The organism is Luteococcus sp. Sow4_B9 (assembly GCF_052116585.1).
In the GTDB taxonomy this organism is placed as follows: domain Bacteria; phylum Actinomycetota; class Actinomycetes; order Propionibacteriales; family Propionibacteriaceae; genus Luteococcus.
In genome coordinates, this window is record NZ_JBQKKT010000034.1 from 1 (window position 1) to 22,410 (window position 22,410).

The following is a 22,410-nucleotide window of genomic DNA, read 5'->3' on the forward strand; positions in this document are numbered from 1 at the left end:
CGGGTAAAAATAGGCATTGACTTTAGACACGCTGTTGAGTTCTCAAGATCCGGGCGCGACCCGCACATCCCTCCGAAGAGATCCGCTTGGGGCGACTCGACCAACCTTACCTGCTTAATTTTTCAGCGTCAAGCTGAACACTTTCTGCAGGTTGAAGACTCCGAGGAGCTCCCTCCAGTCGCTTGTGGCGACTCGTCCTACTCTAGACCCTCGATCGATTCATGTCCAATCGAATCTTTCGTGAATCCAAATGCAGGAAGCGCAATTCGTTGCGCAACCTTCATCCTTCAGTAGCACTTGTCGCGTTTTTGGCGACTCGGACTACTTTAGATGGTTACCCGGATGAGGTCAAATCCACATCCGACCAACCCTCCCAGACACCACAACATCCCTCCAGAGCGCCACTGAGTGCGCACCTTCAGAAGGTTGTCGATGTGTGGTTCCCCTCGGTTGGGCTGTTCGGGTTCGCCTTCTGGCTTCTCCGACCGCCGTCTCACCGACGAGGCTTGGAACACATTAGACACTCCCAAGCGGACGTGCAAATCGTGCCGCAGTGATCTTCACCACAGCACGATCTGCGTTGTCAGCCTGTCAGGGACGGATGTATCAGACGATGATCTCCAGACCACCGACCGTCTTCTTCCCCCGCCGCAACAGGACGTACTTGCCGGCCAGCAGGTCATCGGCGGTCAGCCGTCGTTCCGGATCAGTGATCTTCTCGTTGTTCAGGTAGGCACCGCCCTCGTCCACGGCACGACGAGCGGCCGACTTGGAGGGCACGACGCCAGCGAGAGCCAGAGCGTCGACGATCGTCGGAAGCTCGGTTCCCTCCACCGTGGCGGCTCCGACTTCCTTCATCAGCGCCTGCACCGTGGCTGGCGGCAGAGCGCTGAGCTCTCCCCTGCCGAAGGCTGCCTGGGCAGCGTTCACTGCGGCCTCTCGCTCGGCGACCGAATGCACCAGGTCCGTGATGTCGTCGGCGAGCGCCTTCTGCGCCGCACGTCGGAAGGGCTCCGTCTGGGTGAGGTGCTCGAGGTGGTCGATCTCGTCGTGGTCGCGATCGCTGAAGACCTTGAGGTAGTCGATGACCTTGGCATCCTCGGCGTTCAGGAAGAACTGGTGGAAGGCGTACGGGGAGGTCATCTCCGGATCCAGCCACACGGTGCCGGATTCGGTCTTGCCGAACTTGGTTCCATCCGCCTTGGTCAGCAGCGGGGTGCAGAGTCCGTGCACCTTGCCGCCGTCGCTGCGTCGGATCAACTCGACACCGGAGGAGATGTTGCCCCACTGGTCCGAGGCGCCCGTCTGGAGGGTGCAGTTCTTGGTCCGGTAGAGCTCGCGGTAGTCCAGCGACTGCAAAAGGATGTAGCTGAACTCGGTGTAGCTGATGCCGGACTCCAGACGGCTGGCCACCACATCACGCGCCAGCATGCGGTTCACGCTGAAGTATTTGCCCACGTCGCGCAGGAAGTCCAGCGTGGACAGGTTCTTGGTCCAGTCGTAGTTGTTGACCACCTCGGCAGCATTGGAGCCCTCGAAGCTGACGTACCGACTGACCTGCGCGCGGATCCGCTCGACCCACTGCTCGACGACGTCCTTGGGGTTGAGGTTGCGCTCACTCGACATGCGCGGATCACCGATCAGGCCAGTGGCCCCACCGACGAGGAGCAGCGGCTTGTGTCCAGCCTCCTGCAGCCGACGCCACACCATCAGCTGGACGAGGTTGCCGAAGTGGATGCTCGGGGCCGAAGGATCAAATCCGATATAGCCCGTGATCGGCCCCTGGTCGAGGTGCTCCGCGAGAGCGGCCTCGTCAGTGGACTGGTACACCAGTCCCCGCCACTTCAGTTCATCCAGTACGGCATTCACGCGCTACACCCTAGTCCACGTGCCGTCCGGGGGTGAGCGACGTTCCGCCGGCCGTCGTCATGAGGCCCGCACGGGCTCCCAACCTGCCAGGCGACCTCGAATCTCCTCCAGGACGCAGAGACATTCGTCGAGCTGCGCACGCACCGGGGCCTCCCCCGTGCCGCCCCGTCCGTCGCGAGCATTGATCGAGCCGCTGACGCTGAGGACCTCCAGCACGTCCGGTGCGAGATGGTCATCGATGGCGGGCAGGTCCTGGGCGGTCAGGTCGAAGAGTTCGATGCCGCGTGCCTCGCAGTACTGGACGGTCTTGCCGGAGATGTCATGGGCCTGGGCAAAGGGAACACGCTGGCGCACCAGCCAGTCCGCAATGTCCGTTGCAAGGCTGAAGCCCTGGGGCGCCCGCTCGGCCATCCGCTGGGTCTGGAACTGCAGGGTCGAGATCATGCCAGCCATGGCAGGCAGCAACATGTGCAACTGGTCCAGACCGTCGAAGAGCGGTTCCTTGTCCTCCTGCAGGTCACGGTTGTAGGCCAGCGGCAGTCCCTTGAGCGTGGTCATCAGGCCCGCCAGGTTCCCCACCAGGCGTCCCGCCTTGCCACGCGCGAGCTCGGCGACGTCCGGGTTCTTCTTCTGCGGCATGATCGACGAGCCGGTGGACCAGGCGTCGTCGAGTTTGGCGAAGCCGAACTCCACGGTGGACCACAGGATGACCTCCTCACTGACCCGGGAGAGGTCGACGCCGATCTGCGCCAGCACATAGGCGGCCTCGGCCACCAGGTCACGGGCGGCCGTACCGTCGATCGAGTTCGGGACCGACGCCTCGAAGCCGAGGTCGCGTGCGACTGCCGACGGGTCAAGCCCCAAGGACGTTCCGGCCAGTGCGGCTGAGCCATAGGGAGAGATCGCCAAGCGCTTGTCGAGGTCGGCAATCCGGTCGAGGTCGCGCAGGAGCGGCCATGCGTGCGCCAACAGGTGGTGCGAGAGCAGGACGGGCTGGGCCGACTGGAGGTGGGTTCGTCCAGGCATCGGGTCGCCCAGGTGGCGACTGGCCTGGCCGTGGAGGGCTTCCACGACGGCGCCAACCTCGTCGGCGATGGTGCGCAATTCCTCGCGGAGGTAGCTGCGGACCAGGGTGGCGATCTGGTCATTGCGCGAGCGGCCCGCCCTCAGGCGGCCACCCAGCTCCGGCCCGACGACCTGGATCAGGCCCCTCTCCAAGGCACCGTGGACGTCCTCGTCGGTCTCTGCGGGGAGGAAGTCTCCCGCAACGACCATCCGGTCCAGCGTGGCGATGCCCGCCACCAGATCCGTGTGCTCCTGGTCGGTCAGCAGCCCGGCGCGATACAAGGCGTGCGCATGCGCCACCGATCCGGCCAGGTCGTGACGAGCAAGCCGCCAGTCGAAATGGGTCGACTTGCTGAGGGCGAACATGGCCTCAGCCGGCCCGCCGGCGAAGCGACCACCCCAGAGCATCCCCTCGGCGTGGCCCTCGTGCTTGCTGTTCACGGATTCTCCTCTGTTCTGTGGTTCGTCACGATCGTAGCGACCGGTGGTGTGGCTGGGCATGCCCCTCTCCAAGGGCTCGGGGCAGCTGTCTCGCCGCCCGAATGGCCGGATTCACTCACGGCTGGGGGCCGGTGGCGCCTCCCCCACCCATCTCCATGAAGCGGGCTGCGAGGGCCGCGCCACCCTTGGGGTCTCGAGAAATGAGCAGGACTGTGTCGTCGCCGGCGATCGTCCCCAGGATGGAGCTCCAGGCCACCTTGTCGATGGCTGAGGCAAAATACTGGGCGGCGCCGGGAGGTGTTCTCAGGACCACCATGTTTGCGGATGCGTCGGCGCCCAGCAGCACTTCCTGGGTGAGTCTGGCGAGCCGCGCCTCGAGCCCGCCGGCATCGGGGGCCGTGTCCGTTCCGGGCGCGGCGTACACCAGATTTCCCTTGCTTCCCCGGATCCGGACGGCGCCGATCTCCAGGAGGTCCTTGCTGAGTGTCCCCTGACTGACCGAGATGCCCTCTGCCGCCAACAGGTCGGCCAGCTCGTTCTGGCTGGAGACCTCACGGGACTCCACCAGAGCCAGGATCCTGGCCTGCCTACTCGCTCGACTGGTCACGCCGGTGTCCCCGGGCCAGCCGCGTCGAGGGCGGCGGGGAGCGCGGCCACGAACCCGTCGAGCTGCTCGGCCGTGGTGATCAGGGGCGGCGCCACGCGCAACACATTGGGCCGTGGCGCATTGGTGATGAAGCCTGCCTCCAGCAGCGCGTCGTTGACCGCGGGCGCTCGCTCGTCTGTCAGCACGATCCCGCGCAGCAGTCCAGAGCCCCGAACCTCGACGACGGCGGGGTGCTGGAGGGCCATCACCTGCTCCGCCAGGTGCTCGCCCATCCGGGTGACGTGCTGCAGCAGTCCGTCGCGTTCGATGATGCCGAAAACGGCCAGGCCGGCGATTGCTGCCACCGGGTTGCCCCCGAAGGTGGTGCCGTGCGAACCGGGGGTGAACAGGCCAGCGGCGGCGCCCGTGGCAATACAGGCCCCGATCGGGAAGCCATTGCCCAGGCCCTTGGCCATGGTGACCAGGTCTGCCGTAACACCGCTGGGTTCGCTGGCCAGCCAGGTGCCGCAGCGTCCCATGCCCGTCTGGACCTCGTCGAACCAGAGCAGTGCTCCGTACTTGCTGGTGAGTTCGCGGGCGGCGGCCAGGTAGCCCTCGGGAGCTGGGATGACGCCGTTCTCACCCTGCACCGGCTCCATGACCACGGCCGCCACCGTCTCGTCGACGGCCGTCCGCAAGGCCTCCACGTCGCCGTACGGGACGAAGGTCACGTCCCCGGGCAGCGGTTCGAAGGGCTTGCGGTACTTCTCGCTCGACGTGATGGCCAGCGCCCCCATCGTGCGGCCGTGGAAGGACCCGTCCATGGCGATGATACGGGTACGGCCGGTGAGGCGGGTTGCCTTGAAGGCCGCCTCATTGGCCTCGGTGCCGGAATTGGTGAAGAAGACCTTGGCCGACAGATCAGGACTGTTCACCGTGGCAATCGCCGCCAGCTTCTCTGCCAGCGCGATCTGCGACGGGGTGGCGAAGAAGTTCGAGACGTGGCCCAGTGTCGCCAACTGGCTGGTGATGGCGGACAGGACTGCTGGATGCGCGTGCCCCAATGCGTTGACGGCGATACCGCTGAGCAGGTCCAGGTATCGCTTTCCATCGGCATCCCAGACATGGACGCCCTCACCGCGCACGAAGACCCGCTTCGGGGCGCCGAAGGTGTTCATCATCACGTCGCCATAGCGGCCCAGGAGTTCGGTCTGTCCGGACGACTGCTGGTCGGTGGTTGGAATGAGCTGGTTCACTTGCGCTCCTGCTTGCCAGGGTCGGCTATTACCTTGCCGACCTGCTTGCCAGGGTCGGCTATTACCTTGCCGACCTGCTTGCCAGGGTCGGCTATTACCTTGCCGACCTGCTTGCCAGGGTCGGCTACTACCATCGTGCCGAGACCGTCATTGGTGAAGACCTCCAGAAGGAGGCTGTGCTGGACGCGCCCGTCGATGACCGTGGCGCGCGGGACCATGCCCTGGACGGCCCGCAGACATGCCTCCATCTTGGGGCGCATGCCGGATTCCAAACTGGGCAGCATCTCCTGCAGTTCCGAGGCGGTGATCTGGGTGATGATCGAGTCCTCATCGGGCCAGTCGGCGTAGAGTCCCTCGACGTCGGTCAGCATGACCAGGCGTTCGGCCTTGAGAGCCACCGCCAGCGCCGCGGCCGCCGTGTCGGCGTTCACATTGTGCACGGCACCGTCCTTGTCGGGGGCGACCGTGGCCACGACGGGAATCCGGCCCGCCTCGATCAGGTCCAGGACAGAAGCCGGGTTGACCTTGGCCACATCACCCACCAGTCCAAGATCAACATCTTCACCGTCGACGATGGTGCCTCGCCGCTTCGCGGTGAACAGACCACCGTCCTCACCGGACATGCCGACGGCGAAGGGGCCGTGCTGGTTGATCAGCCCCACCAGTTCACGGCCAACCTGCCCAACGAGGACCATGCGTACCACGTCCATGGCCTCGGGGGTGGTGTACCGGAAGCCACCACGGAACTCGCTGGTGATGTCGAGCCGCTTGAGCATCGAGGAGATCTGCGGACCGCCGCCATGCACCACCACGGGGCGCACACCACACCGGCGCAGGAAGACGATGTCCTCGGCGAAGGCGCGCTTGAGCTCCTCGTTGATCATGGCATTGCCGCCGTACTTGATCACGACGACCTTGCCGGCGTACTGGGCCAGCCACGGCAGTGCCTCGATCAGGGTGCTGGCCTTGCTGACCAGGGCCTCCACGTCATGCTTGCGAGACAGACTCATGAGGAGTACTCCGCATTCTCCTTGACGTAGTCGTACGTCAGGTCATTGGTCCAGACGGTGGCCTCGTGCTCACCGTGGTTCAGGTTGACCACCACGTCCACCTGACGCGCGGACAGATCCACCAGGCTGCGGTCCTCCCCGATGGCGCCCTGGCGGTAGACCTCGACACCGTTGAACCACACGTCGAGCCTCTCGGGCTCAAAGGCAGCCCGGGTGGTGCCGGCGGCCGCCAGCACCCGGCCCCAGTTCGGGTCATTGCCAAAGATTGCGCACTTGAACAGGTTGTTGCGGGCGATGGACCGCCCCACATCCAGGGCATCCTCCAGGGATGCCGCGCCCTTCACCGTGACGGCGATGTCGTGTGCCGAACCCTCCGCATCGGCCAGCAGCTGGAGCCCCAGATCGCGGCAGACGGCAGCCAGCGCAGTGGTGAACTCCTCAGGATCGGGCGCCTGGCCACTGGCTCCCGACGACATCAGCACGACCGTGTCATTCGTCGACTGGCAGCCGTCGGAGTCCACCCGGTCAAAGGAGACCCCGGTCGCCTGTCGCAATGCACGATCCAGGGCCAGCGGCTTGATGTCGGCATCCGTGGTCAGCACGACGAGCATCGTCGCCAGAGCGGGGGCCAGCATGCCCGCACCCTTGGCGATGCCTCCGATCGACCAGCCGTCGGGGCTGGTCCAACTGGCCATCTTGCGAACCGTGTCTGTGGTCATGATCGCCTGGGCGGCATCGGGACCTCCCTGCGGCGAGAGCTCTGCGACGGCCTTGTCCACTCCTGGCAGGAGCTTGTCCATCGGCAACCGGACACCGATCAGTCCTGTGGAGGCCACGGCGACGTCGCGAACAGGACAGTCGAGGCCGGTGGCCACCTGGACGGCGGTCTTGGCCGAATCGGCCAGGCCTTCCTGCCCGGTGCAGGCGTTGGCGCCGCCGGAGTTCAGCACCACGGCCTTCAGCACGCCGTCGGCGCAGGCCCCGCGGCTCCACTCCACCGGCGCCGCGAAGATTCGGTTGCTGGTGAAGACGGCAGCCGCATCCAGCAGCGGTCCTTCATTGACCACGAGGGCAAGGTCTCGGTTCCCGCTCGCCTTGATGCCTGCCGCGAGGCCAGCCGCCAGGAAGCCCTTGGGCGTGGTGACACTGCCGGAGCGGTCGACCTGGATGGTGGCCAGCGAGGTGTCACTGAGATGTTCAGGAAGACTGCTCACGGCGCAACTCCGATCGTGGTGAGCCCGGTGGCCTCGTCGAGACCGAGGGCGATGTTCATGGACTGGATGGCCCCGCCGGCGGTGCCCTTGCACAGGTTGTCCAGGGTGCCCACCGCCACCAGGCGGCCGGCGTCGGCGTCCAGCGTCGCCTGCACATGAACCGCATTGCTGCCCACGATGTGCTGGCTCTGCGGCCACTGGCCCTGCGGCAGCACATGGATGAAGTGCTCGTCGGCATAGGTTGCGACGTAGGCTTCGTGGACCTCGTCGGCCGTGATCCCTTGCTTGACCGGGGCGGTGACTACGGCGAGGATGCCACGGGCCATGGGCACCAGCAGCGGAGTGAAACTGACCGACGGGGTGGCGGCACCGAGCTTTCCGAAGTTCTGCAGCAGCTCCGGCACGTGCCGGTGCACTCCCCCGACGCCATAGGCGCTGGCGGACCCGAACAGTTCTGCACCCAGCAGATTCGGCTTCGGCGCCTTGCCCGCCCCCGACGAACCGGAGGCGGCGGCGACGACCACGTCGCTGCCGTCAACCAGCCCCTGGGTGAGGGCCGGCAGGAGGCTCAACGTCGCGGTGGTCGGGTAGCAGCCAGGGACCGCGATCCGCCTGGTACCGCGCAGCAGCTCACGCTGCCCGGGCATCTCCGGCAATCCGTAGGGCCACGTGCCGGCATGCTCGGACTTGTAGTACTTGGCCCACTGCTCGGCGGACTCGAGCCGGAAGTCGGCGCCACAGTCGATGACCAACACGTCCGCACCACCGGGCTGGGCGGCAATCTGCTCTGCCACGGGGCCGGAGGTGCCGTGCGGCAACGCCAGGAAGACGACGTCATGACCCGCCAGGTTCTCGGCGGTGGTGGGCAGGACCACGCGATCGGACAGCGGGACCAGATGGGGCTGGTGCTCGCCCAGACGGGAGCCGGCACTGGAGCCCGCGGTGAGGTTTCCGATGGTGATCTCGGGGTGGCCGAGGAGGAGGCGCAGGACCTCTCCCCCGGCATAGCCGGTGCACCCGGCGACTGCCACTGTGAACGTCATAGGCATAACTATGCCACAGATGGAATAACTATTCCTTCAATGTCGTCAGGGCGAGCAGACCGGAGACCAGCGCCGTGACGGCGTGGGTGAAGGCGGCGTCCTGCCCACCCGGCACGACATCCAGACTGCCCAGCTGGGCGAACAGCGCGACGTTCTGCTCCTCCGCGACGTGCCCCAGCACCAGATGGAGCAGGGCGCGGGCACCCCAGTCCGCGCGCTCGGCAGGCTCGTGGCGCGCCAGGACAGCCGCCACGCCGGCCAGTGGGTCATGCTGGCACAGGCCCGACGCCAGGGCGGTCGCCACCAGGTCTGCGGAGTCACGGTGCGCCAGCAGCACCCGACGCAGGTCGTGGGCCCAGCCAGTCAGGGCCTGATGGGGTTCCGCATCCACATCCACCACCGCCAGCTCAGCCAGCACGCGGTCCGCAACGGCCGCGAGCAGGCTCTGCTTGTTGGCGACGTGCCAGTAGAGGGCACCGGCCTTCACACCGAGCACATCGGCCACCCTGCGCATGGAGAGGTCGCCCAATCCGTAGTCATCAAGGATTCGGACGGCAGCGTCGACCACCTCGTCGCGATCCAGGGACATCGGCACCCACTTTCACCAGAACCGCCCACACGCTAGCGTGTGGGTGTTCATTGAACACTGTTCAACTGCTTCCCGTCGACCACCCCGAACCGGAGGAATCGTGGACCTCGACTCTATGACACGCGCCGGACTCAATGCCGAGTCCATCACCCCCGAGCAGGCCCTGGAGATCCTGCACTGCCCCGATGACGAGGTCTTCGCCCTGGTGGCCGCCGCCAGCAAGGTCCGTCGCAAGTTCTTCGGCAACCGGGTCAAGCTCAACTACCTGGTCAACCTCAAGAGCGGCATCTGCGCGGAGGACTGTGGCTACTGCTCGCAGCGTCTGGGCGGACAGGCCGACATCCTCAAATACACCTGGTTGAAGGACGAGCAGGTGGAGGACGTGGTGGCCGCCGGTCTGGCCAGTGGCGTCAAGCGCGTGTGCATGGTGGCCTCCGGCACCGGACCGTCGGATCGGGAGACGGACAAGGTGGCGGGCATGATCGAGAACATCAAGGACGCCCACCCAGAGGTGGAGGTGTGCGCCTGCCTGGGCTTCGTCACCGAGGAGCAGGCCCAGAAGCTGCGCGCCGCCGGCGCCGATGCCTACAACCACAACATCAACACGGCCGAGAGCCACTACACGGACATCTGCACCACCCACACGTATCAGGACCGCACGGACAACATCGAGACGGTCAAGGGCGCCGGCATGTCGCCGTGCTCCGGCCTGATCGCGGGCATGGGTGAGAGCCATGAGCAGCTGGTGGAGGCCATCTTCGCCCTTCGCGAGATGGGTGTGGACTCCGTCCCGGTCAACTTCCTGCTGCCCTTCGACGGCACCCCTCTCGAAGGACAGCGAATACTCCAGCCCCTGGAGTGCCTGCGCATCCTCGCCATGGTTCGCCTGGTCCACCCGGACACCGAGGTTCGCGCCGCAGCAGGACGAGAGCAGCACCTGCGCAGCCTCCAGCCGATTGCCCTGGAACTGGTGAACTCGATCTTCCTGGGCGACTACCTCACCAGCGAGGGACAGTCCGGGCAGGACGACCTGAAGATGCTGGCCGACGCCGGTTTCGTCGTCGAGGGTCAGGAGTCCCCCGCGGCAGATGGTCTGGAGCACGCCCAGGTGCCCATTCGACGCCGCGGAGCCGGCACACAGCTGGCCCCGAACGCCTGAGGTCACGGCTGGCGAGCAACCGCCCGGGCCCATCCTCTTGAAGGAGGATGGGCCCCGTTGGGCGTCGAGGGCGCGGACCCTGCGATGTCAGGTCCGCTGGACCGCCCCGTGACGCTCGGCCGCGACGGCCACGGCCGCATCGCGAGCCGCTGCGGTCTCGGTGTCCTTCAGCGTGCGGTCCGCACCGCGGAAGTGCAGGGCATAGGCCAAGGACTTCTTGCCCTCACCCACCTGCGGACCACGGTAGATGTCGAACAGGTGGCAGCTCTCCAGGAGTTCACCTGCACCATCGACCAGCGCGCGACGGACATCCTCGGCAGCCACCGCCTCATCGACCACCAGCGCAACGTCCTCCTTGGCCAGCGGGAAGCTGGACAGAGAGCTGATGGTGCCGCTCGCGGGCGCGCTCTCGACCAGCCGATCCAGATCCAGCTCGACGGCACAGGTGCGCGCCGGCAGGCCGAACTCCTTGACGATGCTGGGGTGCAGCTCCCCGGCGGCGCCAATCACCTCGCCGTTCACCAGCAATTCCGCACAGCGTCCCGGGTGCCAAGGCGTGATCTGGGCATTGCGACGTGTGATCGTCACGCCCACCGCCGCCGCTGCAGCCTCCGCCAGGGCGACCACATGGGTCCAGTCGGCGGGCACGGTGGGCCCATTCCAACCGGCCCCCACCCAGTTGCCCGTGACGATTCCCGCGAGCATGGTCGGCTGCTCCGGCAGAGCCGCCTCCAGCGCCGCAATCTCCTCGTCGGAGGGACGACGCGACACGTCGGGACGCGGAGCCGGCGACGGATCGCCCTTCAGAAAGACTCGACCGGCCTCGAAGAGAGCCAGATCCTCCTGGCTGCGGGAGGTGTTGCGGGCCACTGCCTGGAAGAGACCCAGCAGCAGACTCGGGCGCAGGTGCGCATGCGTGTCATCGAGCGGATTGGCGAGCTTCACCAGGTTCCGACGCGGGTCGTCCTCTCCCGGGGCGATCTTGACGACGTCGGACTGGGCCACGAAGGGCAGGCTGATCAGCTCCACGAAACCCAGCTGGGCCACGGCGCGCAAGGCAGCCCGGCGCCCCTGCTGGGCGGGACTCAGACCTCGACCCAGCGGTGCCTGCGGCACGATGCCCTCGATGGTGTCGAGGCCGATCTTTCGACCGATCTCCTCCACATAGTCGTAGGGATCCACCAGGTCGGGTCGCCACGTGGGCGGAACGAGGGTCAGCGAATCACCCATCGCGGTGACATTGACACCGGAGGCGGTCAGGATGTCGATGACCTGCTCCCTGGGCACAGCGGTGCCCAGGATCCGAGCGGGCAGATCAGCCGAGATGTGCTGCGTCGGCATCTCCGGGACACCGCCGCTGATCGTCTCACCCTGTGCCAGCTCGCCGCCCCCGAAGTCCACCAGGAGTTGGGCCGCCTTGCGCGCGGCGGCATGGCCGAGCGCCGGATCGACGCCACGCTCGAAACGACGCGAGGCCTCACTGGGCAGCTTGTGCCGCCGGTGCATGCGTCCGATCGTCAGCGGATCGAAGTGTGCCGCCTCCAGGACGATGTTGCGCGTCTGTTCGGTCACCTCGGTGCTCTGGCCCCCCATGACCCCGGCGAGGCCGATCGGGCCGGAACCATCCGTGATGAGCATGTCGTCGGCCACCAGCTCGCGGGTGGCTCCGTCCAGAGTGACCAGCTTCTCTCCCGGCTGCGCCTGACGCACCACGATCTCGCCCTGGAGCTGGTCCGCGTCGTAGGCGTGCAGGGGCTGTCCGGACTCAAGCATCACGTAGTTGGTGACATCGACCGGCAGCGAGATGGAACGCATGCCGCTGCGCTCCAGTCGCTGGACCATCCACTGCGGGCTGGCCGCCGACGGGTCCACGCCGGTCACGGTGAGAGCGACGAAGCTCGAGCAGTTCGGGCTGTCGATGCGCACCGGGTGCCCCTCCACGCGAGCCTCCGGCCTGGGCAACGCGTAGGCATCGATCGCGCGGACACCGAAGGCCTGCCCGGCCTCGCGTGCCAGACCGCGCATGCTCAGGCAGTACCCGATGTCCGGGGTCACGTCGATGTCGAGCACCTCATCGCCACCGCCCAGCAGAGGCATGGCCTCCATGCCCGGCACCACGGCATGTCCGTCGATCGAGTCGGGCAGGACGATGATGCCGGCGTGGTCCTCGCCCAGACCCAACTCGTCGACCGCGCACATCATGCCGTCAGAGACATGGCCATAGGTCTTGCGGGCGGCGATGGCGAAGTCTCCCGGCAGGACGGATCCGGGCAGCGCCACCACGACGAGGTCACCTTCGGCGAAGTTGTGCGCGCCGCAGACGATCCCGCGTCCGGCGGCGAGCTCCGTGCCGTCCTCCAGGGTGCTGGCCGGATCATTGTGCTCGGGGCCGACGTCCACTCGGCACCAGTTGATGGTCTTGCCGTTCTTCTGCTTCTCCGGCGTGAAGTGCAGGACGCGTCCCACGACCACCGGACCCGTCACGTCGCCACCGACGGTCTCGATGCGTTCCACGTTGAGTCCCGCACGGGTCAGGGCGTTGGCGAGCGCCTCGGTCGTGGCCTCCTGGGGGAGGTTGACGAGATCACGAAGCCAGGAAACGGGGGCCTTCATCGGGCTCCTCCCATCAGAGAACGGCTGAAACGAATGTCACCCTCGACGAAGTCGCGAAGGTCGGGCGCCTGGTTGCGAGTCATGACGCTGCGGTCGACGCCCATGCCGAACGCGAAGCCGGAGTAGACCTCCGTGTCGATTCCGCAGGCGGCCAGCACTCGCGGATTGACCACGCCACAGCCGCCCCATTCGATCCAGCCCTCACTGCGACACGTGCGACAGGGCCGCGACGGGTCACCGACGCTGGCTCCGCGGCAGACGAAGCATTCGACGTCGACCTCGGCGCTGGGCTCGGTGAACGGGAAGTAGTGCGGACGCATCCTGGTGCGGATGTCGTCGCCGAACATCGCCTTGGCGAACTGGTCCAGGGTGCCCTTGAGGTGGGCCATGGAGATGCCCTTGTCGACGCACAGGCCCTCAATCTGGTGGAAGACCGGCAGGTGGGTGGCGTCATACTCGTCGGCACGAAAGACCTTGCCGGGGCTGACGATGTAGACCGGCAGGTCGCGCTCCAGCAGGGTGCGGATCTGCACCGGGCTCGTGGCGGTGCGCAACAGGGTTCCGTTCTCGACGGGATCGATCCACAACGTGTCCTGGAGCGCTCGCGCGGGATGCTCCGGGTGCAGGTTCAGCGCGTCGAAGTTGTACCACTCGGCCTCGGCCTCGGGCCCCTCGACGACCTCCCAACCCATCGAGACGAAGACATCGGCCATCTTCTCCATCAGCGCAGTGACCGGGTGCAGCGCTCCAACCGGCTGGTGCACCACGGGCAGCGTCATGTCGATGGTCTCGGCCGCAAGCTGTGCCTCCAGCTCGGCAGCCGCCAGCACCTGCTCCTTGGCTGTGACAGCCTGGTTGATCGTTCCGCGCGCCTTGCCCACGCGGGCACCGGCCTCCTTGCGCGCCTGCGGCGGCAGGGCACCGATCTCTCGATTGGCCAGCGCGATCGGCGAGCGATCCCCGTTGTGGTCGATGCGCGCCTGCTTCAGTTCCACGGTCGTGCCAGCGGCCTCGATGGCCGCCAGTGCCTCGGCCACCATCTGGTCGATCTGCTCGGCCTTGAGTGGCGTCACCTGGACCGGGTCATAGTTCGTGTTCGGGCCGCTCATGGGCTCCTCTTCTCGTGGGGTGGGGCATCACGTGCCCGCGGGTGGTCTCGGGACGACTCCCCCGGACCAAGGACTTCGCGGACTAGCCGGCGTCTCCCCGCCGATGAGCCTCCCCGCGACCATCACCCGGCCGGGGGCTCAGAAATCGACGTGCCAGCATGGGGCGAGACTATCAGCCACCCACGGAGGCATGGGCAGCCGTCCGATCAGCCGCTGATCATTCCTCGCCGAGATTCCGGATTTCGTTGGAATCCCTGGAAGACGTCGCTGCGCCAGTTGAGGATGCCACGGTCCCCCTCGGCGAGCATCCCGTACTGCCGCCCATCCAGCAGCAGTTCCATCCGCTGGCCGTCCTCCAGCTCGAAGGTCGCACGATAGGTCGTCGAGCTGTGCGCCATGTCCATGGTCCCGGTGCTCGCGTTCATTCCGCCACCCGAGCCAGAGACCTCGGTCCGCTTGGCGACGCAGGTGGCCACCCCGTGCATTGGAGTGGCGCGGGCATACCTCACAGCACGCCAGATGATTGCCCCGAAGACGAGCACGAAGCCGAGCAGCACGAACGACGCGACCACCGCGAAGATGATTCCGAAGGAGTCGAAGAGCGGGCCGGGGAAGTTGGGATCCATGCAGGAAAGCTAGACCCACAGGGGGAACCACGCAGCAGGATCCCGCAGCTCAGGCCACTTGGTCACAGCGCCGTGCGACGCTGGGCGCTCGCGGTGGCATAGAGACAGACGGCGGCAGCCGTAGACAGATTCAGGCTCTCCGCCTGACCCCACATCGGAACGCCGACCACCTTGTCCGCAAGGCTGCGCTCACGTTCGGGCAGCCCCCAGGCCTCGTTGCCCATGATCCAGGCCGTCGGGCGGGCCAGCGCGTCGCCCAGCTCGTCGAGGTGCACTCCCCCGCCATCAGCGGCAAGGACCTGCAGGCCCTGCTGGTGCAGCCACGTGACAGCGTCGGCGATCTCCACCCCCACGACGATCGGCAGGTGGAAGATGCTGCCCACCGTCGCCCTCACGGTCTTGGGGTTGAAGACCTCCACAGAACCCTTGGTGAAGACCACGGCGTCGGCCCCGAAGGCATCAGCGCAACGAATCACCGTGCCGGCGTTGCCCGGATCACGCACCTGGGCGCACACCACCACGAGCTTCGGGGTCACGATCTCGTCCAGATGCGCCAACTCCTGCCGGCAGATGGCCACCACACCCTGGGGAGTGACGGTATCGCTCAGCTGGAACATGTCGTCAGGATGGGCCCGCCAGCAGATTTGCTCGTCGGCCATCGCCAGAAGATCTGCGTGGGACTCGACGTCGTCGACGATGACAGCCTCCACGAGCTCCGGTCGACGCAGCGCCTCCCGGACCGCCTGGGCCCCCTCGGCCAGGAAGAGACCCTGTTCGTCCCGCTCTCGACGGGCCAGAAGACGACGAGCCGAGCGCTGCTGCCCCCGGGAGATCAGGGGCAGCACGCTCGGCTCGTCAGAAGTCATGCCGAAACACTAACGCAGAACTGCGCGGTGACGGCGAGGGCGGTCATGGCCGCCCGGCGACCGGGACCGATCAGGCGGCGGTGGCCTGGGGCTGGTTGGCCTTGGCGATCTCGACCAGGGCCGCGAAGGCCTTCGGGTCGCTGACGGCCAGCTCGGCCATCATCTTGCGGTCCACCTCGACGCCAGCATTCTTCAGGCCGTTGATGAAACGGTTGTAGGTCATGCCCTCAGCGCGGCAAGCAGCGTTGATGCGCTGGATCCAGAGCTGACGGAAGTCGCCCTTCTTCTTGCGACGGTCGTTGTAGGAGTAGGTCATCGAGTGGAGGACCTGCTCCTTGGCCTTGCGGTACAGACGCGAGCGCTGGCCACGGTAGCCCGAGGCCTGCTCGAGGATCTCGCGGCGCTTCTTCTGCGCGTTCACAGAACGCTTGACGCGTGCCATGTCTTACTCCTTGTGGTTGTGCCGGTCCGATTCACGACGTGGGTCGCTGGGCCGAAGTGCGTGGTGCCGCAACTGCCGGCGGCGGGGAGGTCCGGACTGGTCCGGAGGTGCTGGACGAGCCAGCAGGACGGATCAGCGGCCCTTCATCTTGCCGAGCAGCTTGCGCATCTTCTGCGCATCGGCACCCTCGAGCGCCTTGTCTGTCGAGAGACGACGGGTGCGGGTGGTCGGCTTGTGCTCGTTCAGGTGGCGCTTGCCGGCCTGACGGTGCGTGAGCTTGCCGCTGCCCGTGACCTTCACGCGCTTCTTGGCACCGGAGTGCGTCTTCATCTTCGGCATGGTTGCCGCTCCATTCATCTTCTTCAGGTGGCCCGTCGCAGCCTGCTGCGGCGGGTGAACCGGTTGCCCGGTTCTGCATGACATTCCGGATGGAATGTCGGGGTCTGTGTCACAGATCGATGTCGGGATCCATGTTGTCGGCCGGGCCGCGCTTCTTCTTCGGCCCGTCAGAACTGTGTGCCGCACGCAGCTCGGCCTCGGCCTGGCGCTCGGCCTCCTGGGCTGCCTTGCGCTCTGCCATGCGACGATCACGCTCGACCTTGCCCTCTTCACGAGCCTCGGTCTTCTTCTTCGTCGGCCCGAGCACCATCAGCATGTTGCGCCCGTCCTGCTTGGGAGCCGATTCGACGAAGCCGAACTCGGCCACGTCGTCAGCCAGACGCTTGAGCAGGTTGTGTCCCAGCTCGGGACGAGACTGCTCGCGACCGCGGAACATGATGGTGATCTTGACCTTGTCGCCAGCCTTCAGGAACCGGACGACGTGACCCTTCTTGGTCTCGTAGTCGTGCTCGTCGATCTTGGGACGAAGCTTCATCTCCTTGATGATGGTGTTCGTCTGGTTCCGACGCGCATCACGGGCCTTCTGGGCGTTCTCGTACTTGAACTTGCCGTAGTCCATGAGCTTCGCAACCGGCGGTCGGGCCATCGGTGCCACCTCAACCAGGTCCAGGTCGCCTTCACGAGCGAGCTGGAGTGCCTGCTCGATCTTGACGATGCCCACCTGTTCGCCGGCAGGGCCGACCAGACGGACTTCCGGGACACGGATCCGCTCATTGATGCGAGGTTCGTTGCTGATGGGTCCTCCAAGGTTTGAGAATCAGGATGGAAAGGCTTGCTCGACCAGACCAGCGTCCGCTGGAACCAAAAAAGGCCTCCGCACGAGCGGAAGCCTGACACGCCGCACGAGATGCCCTCATGGGAGGGCACCCTGCAGCTGGTACCGACCTGCCGAGCTGGACCCGGAGCAGGTGGGAGGTCAGGCCTCCACTTGGGCGATCAGCGCACAATGGCACGATCGATCCCGTCAATGATAGAGGATCCGCGGCGCGGATGCGAAATCAGGCCCCGTCGGCCTGCGGATCGACGGCCTGCGCATCGACGAACATCCAACCGAACTCACCTGGCTCGATCTCCACGAGCCTGCGACCCTGTGCGAGCTCTTGCAGGAGGTCCGGCCCCACCACGAACTGCACTGGACCGGCCCCGTCGAGGAGCAGGTGCGAGGCCCCTGCCTCGGTGACCGTGGCCGCCAAGTCATCCAGCGTGCAGGGCACGGGACGAGCGTCAGGGCGCCATGCCGTCAGCGCGTCGATCCCGGTGAAGGCCAGCAGCGCGCGTTCCCCTGACGCATTCGTCACGCTCACGGCCGCCATCTCGGCCTGTCGGCCAGGGTCCGGCCCGTCCATGGAATCATCACCACTCGCGACGATGGGCATCAGCAGCCGTGAGGAGCACAGGGCGGCCACGGCTCGCAGGTACCCCAGTTGGTCACTGGCCGATGCGATCGCGGAGCGCACCGCAGGGTCGGCTTCGCCGCGGTCGCCCTGGAAGGCGGAACTCGGCTGGGCAAGCCGCTGGCCGTGCCCCACCTGGTCCCTCCGTGAACTGCTGCTCACTTGATGCCTCGGCGATCCAGGATGGCCGCGATCTCCTCGTCCTCCTCAGCCAGCCCGCCAGCCGGAGCCTTGGAGGCTCCGGTGGGAGAAACCGGCCGACCAGCCGGTGCGGAGCTGCTGACGGGAGCGCTCGCCCCCTTGCGGGATGCGCGGGTGGCCCGTGCCTGCTCCTTGCCGTGCGGACGCACCACGGTCCCGATCAGCCAGAAGAGCAGACCGGTGCCCGCAATCCCGAGTCCGATCATCATCGGCGTGTCCATGGGTGTGCGCTGGGCCCAGTCAATGATCGAGCGGATGCCGTTGCCGGCCAGATGCGCCAGCCCGGTGACGTACATGCCCACCAGGACCAAGATGGTGCCGATGCCCCGCAGGAGCACGCGGGCGCCCTGCCCCATCGACCACCGGACGAAAGTCCACACAAGGACAAGGAGCCCCAGGGCAATGGTCCCCAGCAGCACGAGCACAGACATGGAAGGCATGCCCCTACTCTGGCACAGCCGGAAGACCCCGCGCAGCCTGCCCCAATCGTGCAGCCACGGAGTGCGCGTCCCCGGGGCAGCTCCCAGATGACCGGTCCACGTCACTCACTTCACCTCAAACAGCGGCGCGGTGCTCCTGGATCGCCTCGTTCAGCTGACGTACATGTTCCTCCGCGGCCGTTCCTTCAGCGCGCTGAATGGCCAGGGCCATGTGATGGCGCCCCTCGGGATGCTCTGGGGTGGGCTTGAGCACGATGTAGGCCCACGGGTCGCCCTCGCCCAGACGAGCGCCGAGCACCTCATCCCACTCGTGATGCCTGGTGAAGACGGCATTGCGCACCCGCACACCTGACTCGTCCACGGTGATGGTGCTCATCCCGATCGACATCATCATGGCCACGCCAAAGGCGAGGAAGAAGACCAGTGTCCCGATCTGGGGCGGGGTGAACAACTGGCGGAGCTCCGGACCCAACGCAACCCACAGGCCCAAGGAGAAGACGACCAGGGCGGCACTCATCGCCGCGCCCATCCGCAGTGCGGGCTGGGAACGAAAACGCAGGGGAAGTTGTGTGGACATGTCACTCACAACCGGCATGCCGCGATGTCGGTCAACAGGATTCCCTTGGCCCCCACCGACCAGAGGTCATCCATCATCTTCTGGGCATCACGGCGCGGCACCATCGCGCGCACGGCGAACCAGCCCTCCTTGGCCAGTCTGGAGACCGTCGGACTCTCCAGACCGGGAGTCAGCGCCGTCGCCTCGTCCAGGTGTTCGGCGGGAACGTCGTAGTCCACCATGGCGTAGTTGCGCGCCACTAGCACACCCGAGAGGCGTCGCTTGAGCAGTTCCAGAAGGTCCTGCGGCACGTCGCCTCGCCGCTGGATCATGATGCCCTCGGAGTGACAGATCGGGTCGCCGAAGAGCTCCAGACCAGCCTTGCGCAGAGTGGTCCCGGTCTCGACCACGTCCGCGATGGCGTCCGCGACGCCCAGGCGGATCGCCGACTCCACGGCACCGTCCAGCTTGATGAGCCGGGACTCGATGCCGCGCTCGGCCAGGTAGGACTGCAGCAGACCCGGGTAGGAGGTGGCGATGCGCTTGCCTGCCAGGGCTTCGACGGACCATTCCTCCTGCGCCGGGGCGGCAAAACGGAAGCGCGAGCGACCGAAACCGAGCGCCATGACCTCATCGGCGTCGGCACCGGAGTCGAGGAGCATGTCCCGGCCGGTCAGGCCCACGTCCAGGGTTCCCTCCCCCACGTAGACCGCGATGTCGCGCGGACGCAGGTAGTAGAACTCGACGTGGTTCTCGGCATCGACCAGAACGAGCTCCTTGCTGTCGGAGCGCTGCCGGTAGCCCGCCTCACGCAGCATCTGAGCCGAAGCCTCGGACAGGGCGCCCTTGTTCGGCACCGCGATCTTCAACAGCTGGTCTTGCGTCATGCGGAAACACTCCTTGCTGGTTCAGGTTGGCGGCGCTGATGGCCGCGAACGAGGGCTCAGTGGCTGACCCGCGACGGGCCAAAGGCCCCCCGGTCAGAGGTAGCGGTAGATGTCGTCGAGTTCGAGGCCGAGGGAGATCATCATGACCTGGACGTGGTAGATGAGCTGGCTCATCTCCTCCGCCGCTTCGTCCCGGGACTGGAACTCGGAGGCCATCCAGACCTCGGCCGCCTCCTCGACGATCTTCTTGCCGATCTCGTGCACTCCCGCGTCCAGACGCTTGACGGTTCCCGACCCCTCAGGACGTTCCAGGGCGGTCTGCTGCAGTTGGGCGAAGAGTTCCTCGAATGACTTGCTCACGCGTTCACCCTATCCATTCGCGGCACCGGCACCCACTGCGTCGGCTGCGCTGGACAGACGGCGCGCCCGAACGGCGGCTGTGCTGACGGACCAGTCAGGTCGATCACAGTGCGACTCCCAGCACCGCGTCGACGAAGTCACGCACGAGGGCGGGCGACTCCGTGTCGTCGCCGCCGATGGTCAGGCTGGCCTGGGCCCATCCGTCGAGCAATCCAAGGGCCGTGGGCGCGTCCAGGTCCGTGCGCAGAGCCATCCGCGCCTTCTCGATCACGGGTCGCACGTCGAGTGCCGAGGTCAGCTCCACTGCCTCGCGCCACTGGCCCAGACGAACCTCCGCGCGGGCGAGGTCCTCAGGATCCCACTCCCAGTCACTGCGGTAGTGGTGGCCCAGCAGGGCCAAGCGGATGGCCATCGGGTCGTGACCCTGGTTGCGCAGGCGGCTCACCAGTTCCAGGTTGCCCTTGGACTTGCTCATCTTCTCCCCGTCCAACGCAACCATGCCGGAGTGCACATAGGCGGCGGCGAAGGGTTCCCCCGTCGCGACGGTCCCCTCGGCGGCACACATTTCGTGGTGCGGGAAGGCCAGATCAGAACCACCACCCTGCACGTCGAAGTGGGCGCCCAGATGGTCCAGGGCGATGGCCGTGCACTCGATGTGCCAACCGGGCCGCCCGAGCCCCAAGGAGGATTCCCATGCGGGCTCGCCCTCGCGCGCCATCCGCCAGACGAGGCAGTCGAGCGGGTGACGCTTTCCCGGACGCTCCGGGTCACCCCCCATCTCCGCGAAACGGGTGATCATGTCCGACTCCGGCAGACCGCCCACCTGGCCGAAGCCGGGCGCCTCGGAACAGGTGAAGTACCAGTCGGGATGCTCAGGATCGTCGAGCTGGTAGATGGTGCCGGTCTGCTTCATCGACTCGAGCAGGGCCACGACCTCCGGGATCGACTCCACGGCGCCGATGTAGTTGTCCGGGGGGAGCACCCGCAGCGCTTCCATGTCAGTGCGGAAGAGCTGGGTCTGGTCCTCGGCGAGCTCGGTCCAGTCCTGACCGGTGGCCTGGGCACGCTCGAGCAGCGGATCGTCGACGTCCGTGACGTTCTGGGCGTAGTTGACCTGAAGCCCAAGATCACGCCAGACCCGATTCAGCAGGTCAAAGGTGACATAGGTGTTCGCGTGCCCCAGGTGGGTGGCATCGTAGGGAGTGATGCCGCAGACATACATGCGAGCGGTTCCCTCGGCCGGACCAGCCTCCACCAGTTGGGCGCGCGATGTGTCATGCACGCGCAGACGTTGGGGAGCCAGTGGACTCTCAAGCTCGAACTGCGGGACGACGGGTGCTGACCATGCCTTCATGGTGCACACGCTATCGGCCCGGACAATCCAACGGCGACAGCGCTCAGATCGGTGGCCAGGGAATTGCCGGCAGGCCGGGTTCCGGATGGGGAAACCGCCCCAAGCGCAGCAAGCCCTCGGCCCGCTCCTCGACGGCCGTGACCTCGTCGTCGCCCAGCCAGGCACCGAGAGCGCCACGGGCGACCTCCCGCGCGGCGCTGACGAGGCGAATCTCGTCAGGCTCCAGCGCGCTGCCCGCCCAGCCCCACAGAATCGTGCGCAACTTGTGCTCGGCGTGGAAGCTGACACCGTGGTCGACACCGAAGACCCGTTCACCCTGCCTGATCACGTGGTCAGCCTTGCGATCGGCATTGTTGGCCAGAACGTCGAACAGTGCGAGCCGACGCAGGGCGGGATGGTCGGCATGCACCAGCTCCACCGCGTTTCCAGCCGGGTCGATTCCGGAGACGACGGGGAACCAGCCGGCCGGCCCTTCCCCGGCAGGCACCAGGTCCGCCAGCTCGTCCCCGTCGCTCTCCACCCAGTCCTGGACAGACCCTGGGCCGAGCGGGGCGTCCTCCACCCACGCAGTACGGGGCACCACCTCGAAGCCTGCGGCGCGGCTGAGCTCGTGCGCCGCCACCTCCCGCCGCCCCAGGGTGCCCGAGGGGAAGTCCCACAGCGGGGCCTCTCCGGCCGTCGGCTTGTACACGACCGGTCGCCCGTCGATGGTGGCGAGGAAGGTGGCATTAGACGCCTCGGTGAGCCTTCCCACCAGCTCCATCGTCATCCCTCGTGCCGCCGGATCACAGGAAGAGGGGGTGGCGGTAGCCATTGGCCCGTGGGCAGATGTGGCCCTCGGGACTGATCGGCTGGGAACAGAAGGGGCAGGCAGGCCGGCGGGCGGCGCGCCCAGCCCCCGCCCGGCGCGCCCACACACAACCCTGAACCC

The 22,410-nt window shown here is 66.6% G+C and carries 24 protein-coding genes; 1 reads left to right on the forward strand and 23 read right to left on the reverse strand.

All coding sequences use genetic code 11. From position 1 onward, the window contains the following. Positions 1-606 precede the first annotated feature (606 nt). The 8 genes from tyrS to ACTQ49_RS14045 all read right to left on the reverse strand — a co-directional run bounded on the left by tyrS (position 607) and on the right by ACTQ49_RS14045 (position 9,073). Positions 607-1,869 carry a tyrosine--tRNA ligase gene (gene tyrS, locus ACTQ49_RS14010; RefSeq protein ID WP_441828455.1) on the reverse strand — a complete coding sequence of 421 codons (1,263 nt, stop codon included), beginning with the start codon at positions 1,867-1,869 and terminating at the stop codon, positions 607-609. 57 nt (positions 1,870-1,926) lie between these two features. After that, on the reverse strand, positions 1,927-3,342 hold the full coding sequence (argH, locus tag ACTQ49_RS14015; RefSeq protein WP_441828472.1) for an argininosuccinate lyase: 1,416 nt from the start codon (positions 3,340-3,342) through the stop codon (positions 1,927-1,929). A gap of 148 nt (positions 3,343-3,490) precedes the next feature. After that, the gene (locus ACTQ49_RS14020) at positions 3,491-3,982 is read right to left on the reverse strand and encodes an arginine repressor (protein ID WP_441828456.1); all 492 of its coding nucleotides are present in this window, start codon (positions 3,980-3,982) and stop codon (positions 3,491-3,493) included. Next, complete coding sequence (locus tag ACTQ49_RS14025) at positions 3,979-5,142, reverse strand: acetylornithine transaminase (RefSeq protein ID WP_441828473.1); 1,164 nt, start codon at positions 5,140-5,142, stop codon at positions 3,979-3,981. Before ACTQ49_RS14025 ends, ACTQ49_RS14020 begins: the two co-directional genes overlap by 4 nt. A 71-nt stretch (positions 5,143-5,213) precedes the next feature. Continuing rightward, positions 5,214-6,227 carry an acetylglutamate kinase gene (argB, locus tag ACTQ49_RS14030; RefSeq protein ID WP_441828457.1) on the reverse strand — a complete coding sequence of 338 codons (1,014 nt, stop codon included), beginning with the start codon at positions 6,225-6,227 and terminating at the stop codon, positions 5,214-5,216. Continuing rightward, positions 6,224-7,396: a bifunctional glutamate N-acetyltransferase/amino-acid acetyltransferase ArgJ gene (gene argJ, locus ACTQ49_RS14035; protein ID WP_441828474.1), complete on the reverse strand. Its 1,173-nt coding sequence runs from the start codon at positions 7,394-7,396 to the stop codon at positions 6,224-6,226. Before argJ ends, argB begins: the two co-directional genes overlap by 4 nt. A 41-nt stretch (positions 7,397-7,437) precedes the next feature. Next, on the reverse strand, positions 7,438-8,484 hold the full coding sequence (gene argC, locus ACTQ49_RS14040) for an N-acetyl-gamma-glutamyl-phosphate reductase (protein ID WP_441828458.1): 1,047 nt from the start codon (positions 8,482-8,484) through the stop codon (positions 7,438-7,440). Between the two features lie 28 nt (positions 8,485-8,512). Then, entirely contained in the window at positions 8,513-9,073 is a 561-nt protein-coding gene (locus tag ACTQ49_RS14045) for a TetR family transcriptional regulator (RefSeq protein ID WP_441828459.1), read from the reverse strand. A gap of 115 nt (positions 9,074-9,188) precedes the next feature. On the opposite strand from ACTQ49_RS14045, the gene bioB reads away from it, so the two are divergent. Then, positions 9,189-10,232 carry a biotin synthase BioB gene (bioB, locus tag ACTQ49_RS14050; protein ID WP_441828475.1) on the forward strand — a complete coding sequence of 348 codons (1,044 nt, stop codon included), beginning with the start codon at positions 9,189-9,191 and terminating at the stop codon, positions 10,230-10,232. An 87-nt stretch (positions 10,233-10,319) separates the two neighbouring features. Here the strand turns inward: bioB and pheT are convergent, their stop codons facing one another. From pheT to ACTQ49_RS14125, 15 genes are all read right to left on the reverse strand, one after another. Continuing rightward, positions 10,320-12,845: a phenylalanine--tRNA ligase subunit beta gene (gene pheT, locus ACTQ49_RS14055; RefSeq protein WP_441828460.1), complete on the reverse strand. Its 2,526-nt coding sequence runs from the start codon at positions 12,843-12,845 to the stop codon at positions 10,320-10,322. After that, complete coding sequence (gene pheS / locus ACTQ49_RS14060) at positions 12,842-13,954, reverse strand: phenylalanine--tRNA ligase subunit alpha (protein WP_441828461.1); 1,113 nt, start codon at positions 13,952-13,954, stop codon at positions 12,842-12,844. The genes pheT and pheS overlap by 4 nt, the downstream gene beginning before the upstream one ends. A gap of 206 nt (positions 13,955-14,160) precedes the next feature. Beyond that, positions 14,161-14,580 (reverse strand): DUF2500 domain-containing protein, encoded by a 420-nt coding sequence (locus tag ACTQ49_RS14065; protein WP_441828462.1) that lies wholly within the window; start codon positions 14,578-14,580, stop codon positions 14,161-14,163. A 62-nt stretch (positions 14,581-14,642) separates the two neighbouring features. Then, positions 14,643-15,446: a TrmH family RNA methyltransferase gene (locus ACTQ49_RS14070; protein WP_441828463.1), complete on the reverse strand. Its 804-nt coding sequence runs from the start codon at positions 15,444-15,446 to the stop codon at positions 14,643-14,645. A 70-nt stretch (positions 15,447-15,516) separates the two neighbouring features. After that, entirely contained in the window at positions 15,517-15,888 is a 372-nt protein-coding gene (rplT, locus tag ACTQ49_RS14075; protein ID WP_441828464.1) for a 50S ribosomal protein L20, read from the reverse strand. A gap of 132 nt (positions 15,889-16,020) precedes the next feature. Then, positions 16,021-16,227: a 50S ribosomal protein L35 gene (rpmI, locus tag ACTQ49_RS14080; protein WP_441828465.1), complete on the reverse strand. Its 207-nt coding sequence runs from the start codon at positions 16,225-16,227 to the stop codon at positions 16,021-16,023. A gap of 109 nt (positions 16,228-16,336) precedes the next feature. Then, complete coding sequence (gene infC, locus ACTQ49_RS14085; protein ID WP_441828476.1) at positions 16,337-17,023, reverse strand: translation initiation factor IF-3; 687 nt, start codon at positions 17,021-17,023, stop codon at positions 16,337-16,339. A gap of 262 nt (positions 17,024-17,285) precedes the next feature. Then, positions 17,286-17,816: an SseB family protein gene (locus ACTQ49_RS14090; protein ID WP_441828477.1), complete on the reverse strand. Its 531-nt coding sequence runs from the start codon at positions 17,814-17,816 to the stop codon at positions 17,286-17,288. Positions 17,817-17,839: 23 nt separating this feature from the next. Beyond that, entirely contained in the window at positions 17,840-18,322 is a 483-nt protein-coding gene (locus ACTQ49_RS14095) for a hypothetical protein (RefSeq protein ID WP_441828466.1), read from the reverse strand. Between the two features lie 115 nt (positions 18,323-18,437). Then, positions 18,438-18,899, reverse strand: a complete 462-nt coding sequence (locus ACTQ49_RS14100; protein WP_441828467.1) for a PH domain-containing protein — start codon at positions 18,897-18,899, stop codon at positions 18,438-18,440. A 5-nt stretch (positions 18,900-18,904) separates the two neighbouring features. Further along, entirely contained in the window at positions 18,905-19,765 is an 861-nt protein-coding gene (hisG, locus tag ACTQ49_RS14105; RefSeq protein WP_441828468.1) for an ATP phosphoribosyltransferase, read from the reverse strand. Between the two features lie 93 nt (positions 19,766-19,858). Beyond that, positions 19,859-20,125: a phosphoribosyl-ATP diphosphatase gene (locus ACTQ49_RS14110; RefSeq protein ID WP_441828469.1), complete on the reverse strand. Its 267-nt coding sequence runs from the start codon at positions 20,123-20,125 to the stop codon at positions 19,859-19,861. A 103-nt stretch (positions 20,126-20,228) separates the two neighbouring features. Continuing rightward, a complete protein-coding gene (gene mshC, locus ACTQ49_RS14115; RefSeq protein ID WP_441828470.1) occupies positions 20,229-21,479 on the reverse strand; it encodes a cysteine--1-D-myo-inosityl 2-amino-2-deoxy-alpha-D-glucopyranoside ligase in 1,251 nt (416 codons plus the stop codon). Between the two features lie 43 nt (positions 21,480-21,522). Beyond that, positions 21,523-22,248: an SCO1664 family protein gene (locus ACTQ49_RS14120; protein ID WP_441828471.1), complete on the reverse strand. Its 726-nt coding sequence runs from the start codon at positions 22,246-22,248 to the stop codon at positions 21,523-21,525. A gap of 16 nt (positions 22,249-22,264) precedes the next feature. Further along, entirely contained in the window at positions 22,265-22,396 is a 132-nt protein-coding gene (locus ACTQ49_RS14125; protein ID WP_441828478.1) for a DUF3090 family protein, read from the reverse strand. Between the last annotated feature and the right edge of the window lie 14 nt (positions 22,397-22,410).

Coding starts and splice junctions, on each gene's coding strand:
- pheS (WP_441828461.1), bottom strand. CDS start 13,954: ATGAGCGGCCCGAACACGAACTATGACCCGGTCCAGGTGACGCCACTC.
- argH (WP_441828472.1), bottom strand. CDS start 3,342: ATGCTCTGGGGTGGTCGCTTCGCCGGCGGGCCGGCTGAGGCCATGTTC.
- mshC (WP_441828470.1), bottom strand. CDS start 21,479: ATGAAGGCATGGTCAGCACCCGTCGTCCCGCAGTTCGAGCTTGAGAGT.
- argC (WP_441828458.1), bottom strand. CDS start 8,484: ATGACGTTCACAGTGGCAGTCGCCGGGTGCACCGGCTATGCCGGGGGA.
- ACTQ49_RS14065 (WP_441828462.1), bottom strand. CDS start 14,580: ATGGATCCCAACTTCCCCGGCCCGCTCTTCGACTCCTTCGGAATCATC.
- rpmI (WP_441828465.1), bottom strand. CDS start 16,227: ATGCCGAAGATGAAGACGCACTCCGGTGCCAAGAAGCGCGTGAAGGTC.
- hisG (WP_441828468.1), bottom strand. CDS start 19,765: ATGACGCAAGACCAGCTGTTGAAGATCGCGGTGCCGAACAAGGGCGCC.
- ACTQ49_RS14095 (WP_441828466.1), bottom strand. CDS start 18,322: ATGCCTTCCATGTCTGTGCTCGTGCTGCTGGGGACCATTGCCCTGGGG.
- ACTQ49_RS14070 (WP_441828463.1), bottom strand. CDS start 15,446: ATGACTTCTGACGAGCCGAGCGTGCTGCCCCTGATCTCCCGGGGGCAG.
- ACTQ49_RS14045 (WP_441828459.1), bottom strand. CDS start 9,073: ATGTCCCTGGATCGCGACGAGGTGGTCGACGCTGCCGTCCGAATCCTT.
- pheT (WP_441828460.1), bottom strand. CDS start 12,845: ATGAAGGCCCCCGTTTCCTGGCTTCGTGATCTCGTCAACCTCCCCCAG.
- rplT (WP_441828464.1), bottom strand. CDS start 15,888: ATGGCACGCGTCAAGCGTTCTGTGAACGCGCAGAAGAAGCGCCGCGAG.
- ACTQ49_RS14025 (WP_441828473.1), bottom strand. CDS start 5,142: ATGATGAACACCTTCGGCGCCCCGAAGCGGGTCTTCGTGCGCGGTGAG.
- ACTQ49_RS14100 (WP_441828467.1), bottom strand. CDS start 18,899: ATGTCCACACAACTTCCCCTGCGTTTTCGTTCCCAGCCCGCACTGCGG.
- argB (WP_441828457.1), bottom strand. CDS start 6,227: ATGAGTCTGTCTCGCAAGCATGACGTGGAGGCCCTGGTCAGCAAGGCC.
- ACTQ49_RS14120 (WP_441828471.1), bottom strand. CDS start 22,248: ATGACGATGGAGCTGGTGGGAAGGCTCACCGAGGCGTCTAATGCCACC.
- bioB (WP_441828475.1), top strand. CDS start 9,189: ATGACACGCGCCGGACTCAATGCCGAGTCCATCACCCCCGAGCAGGCC.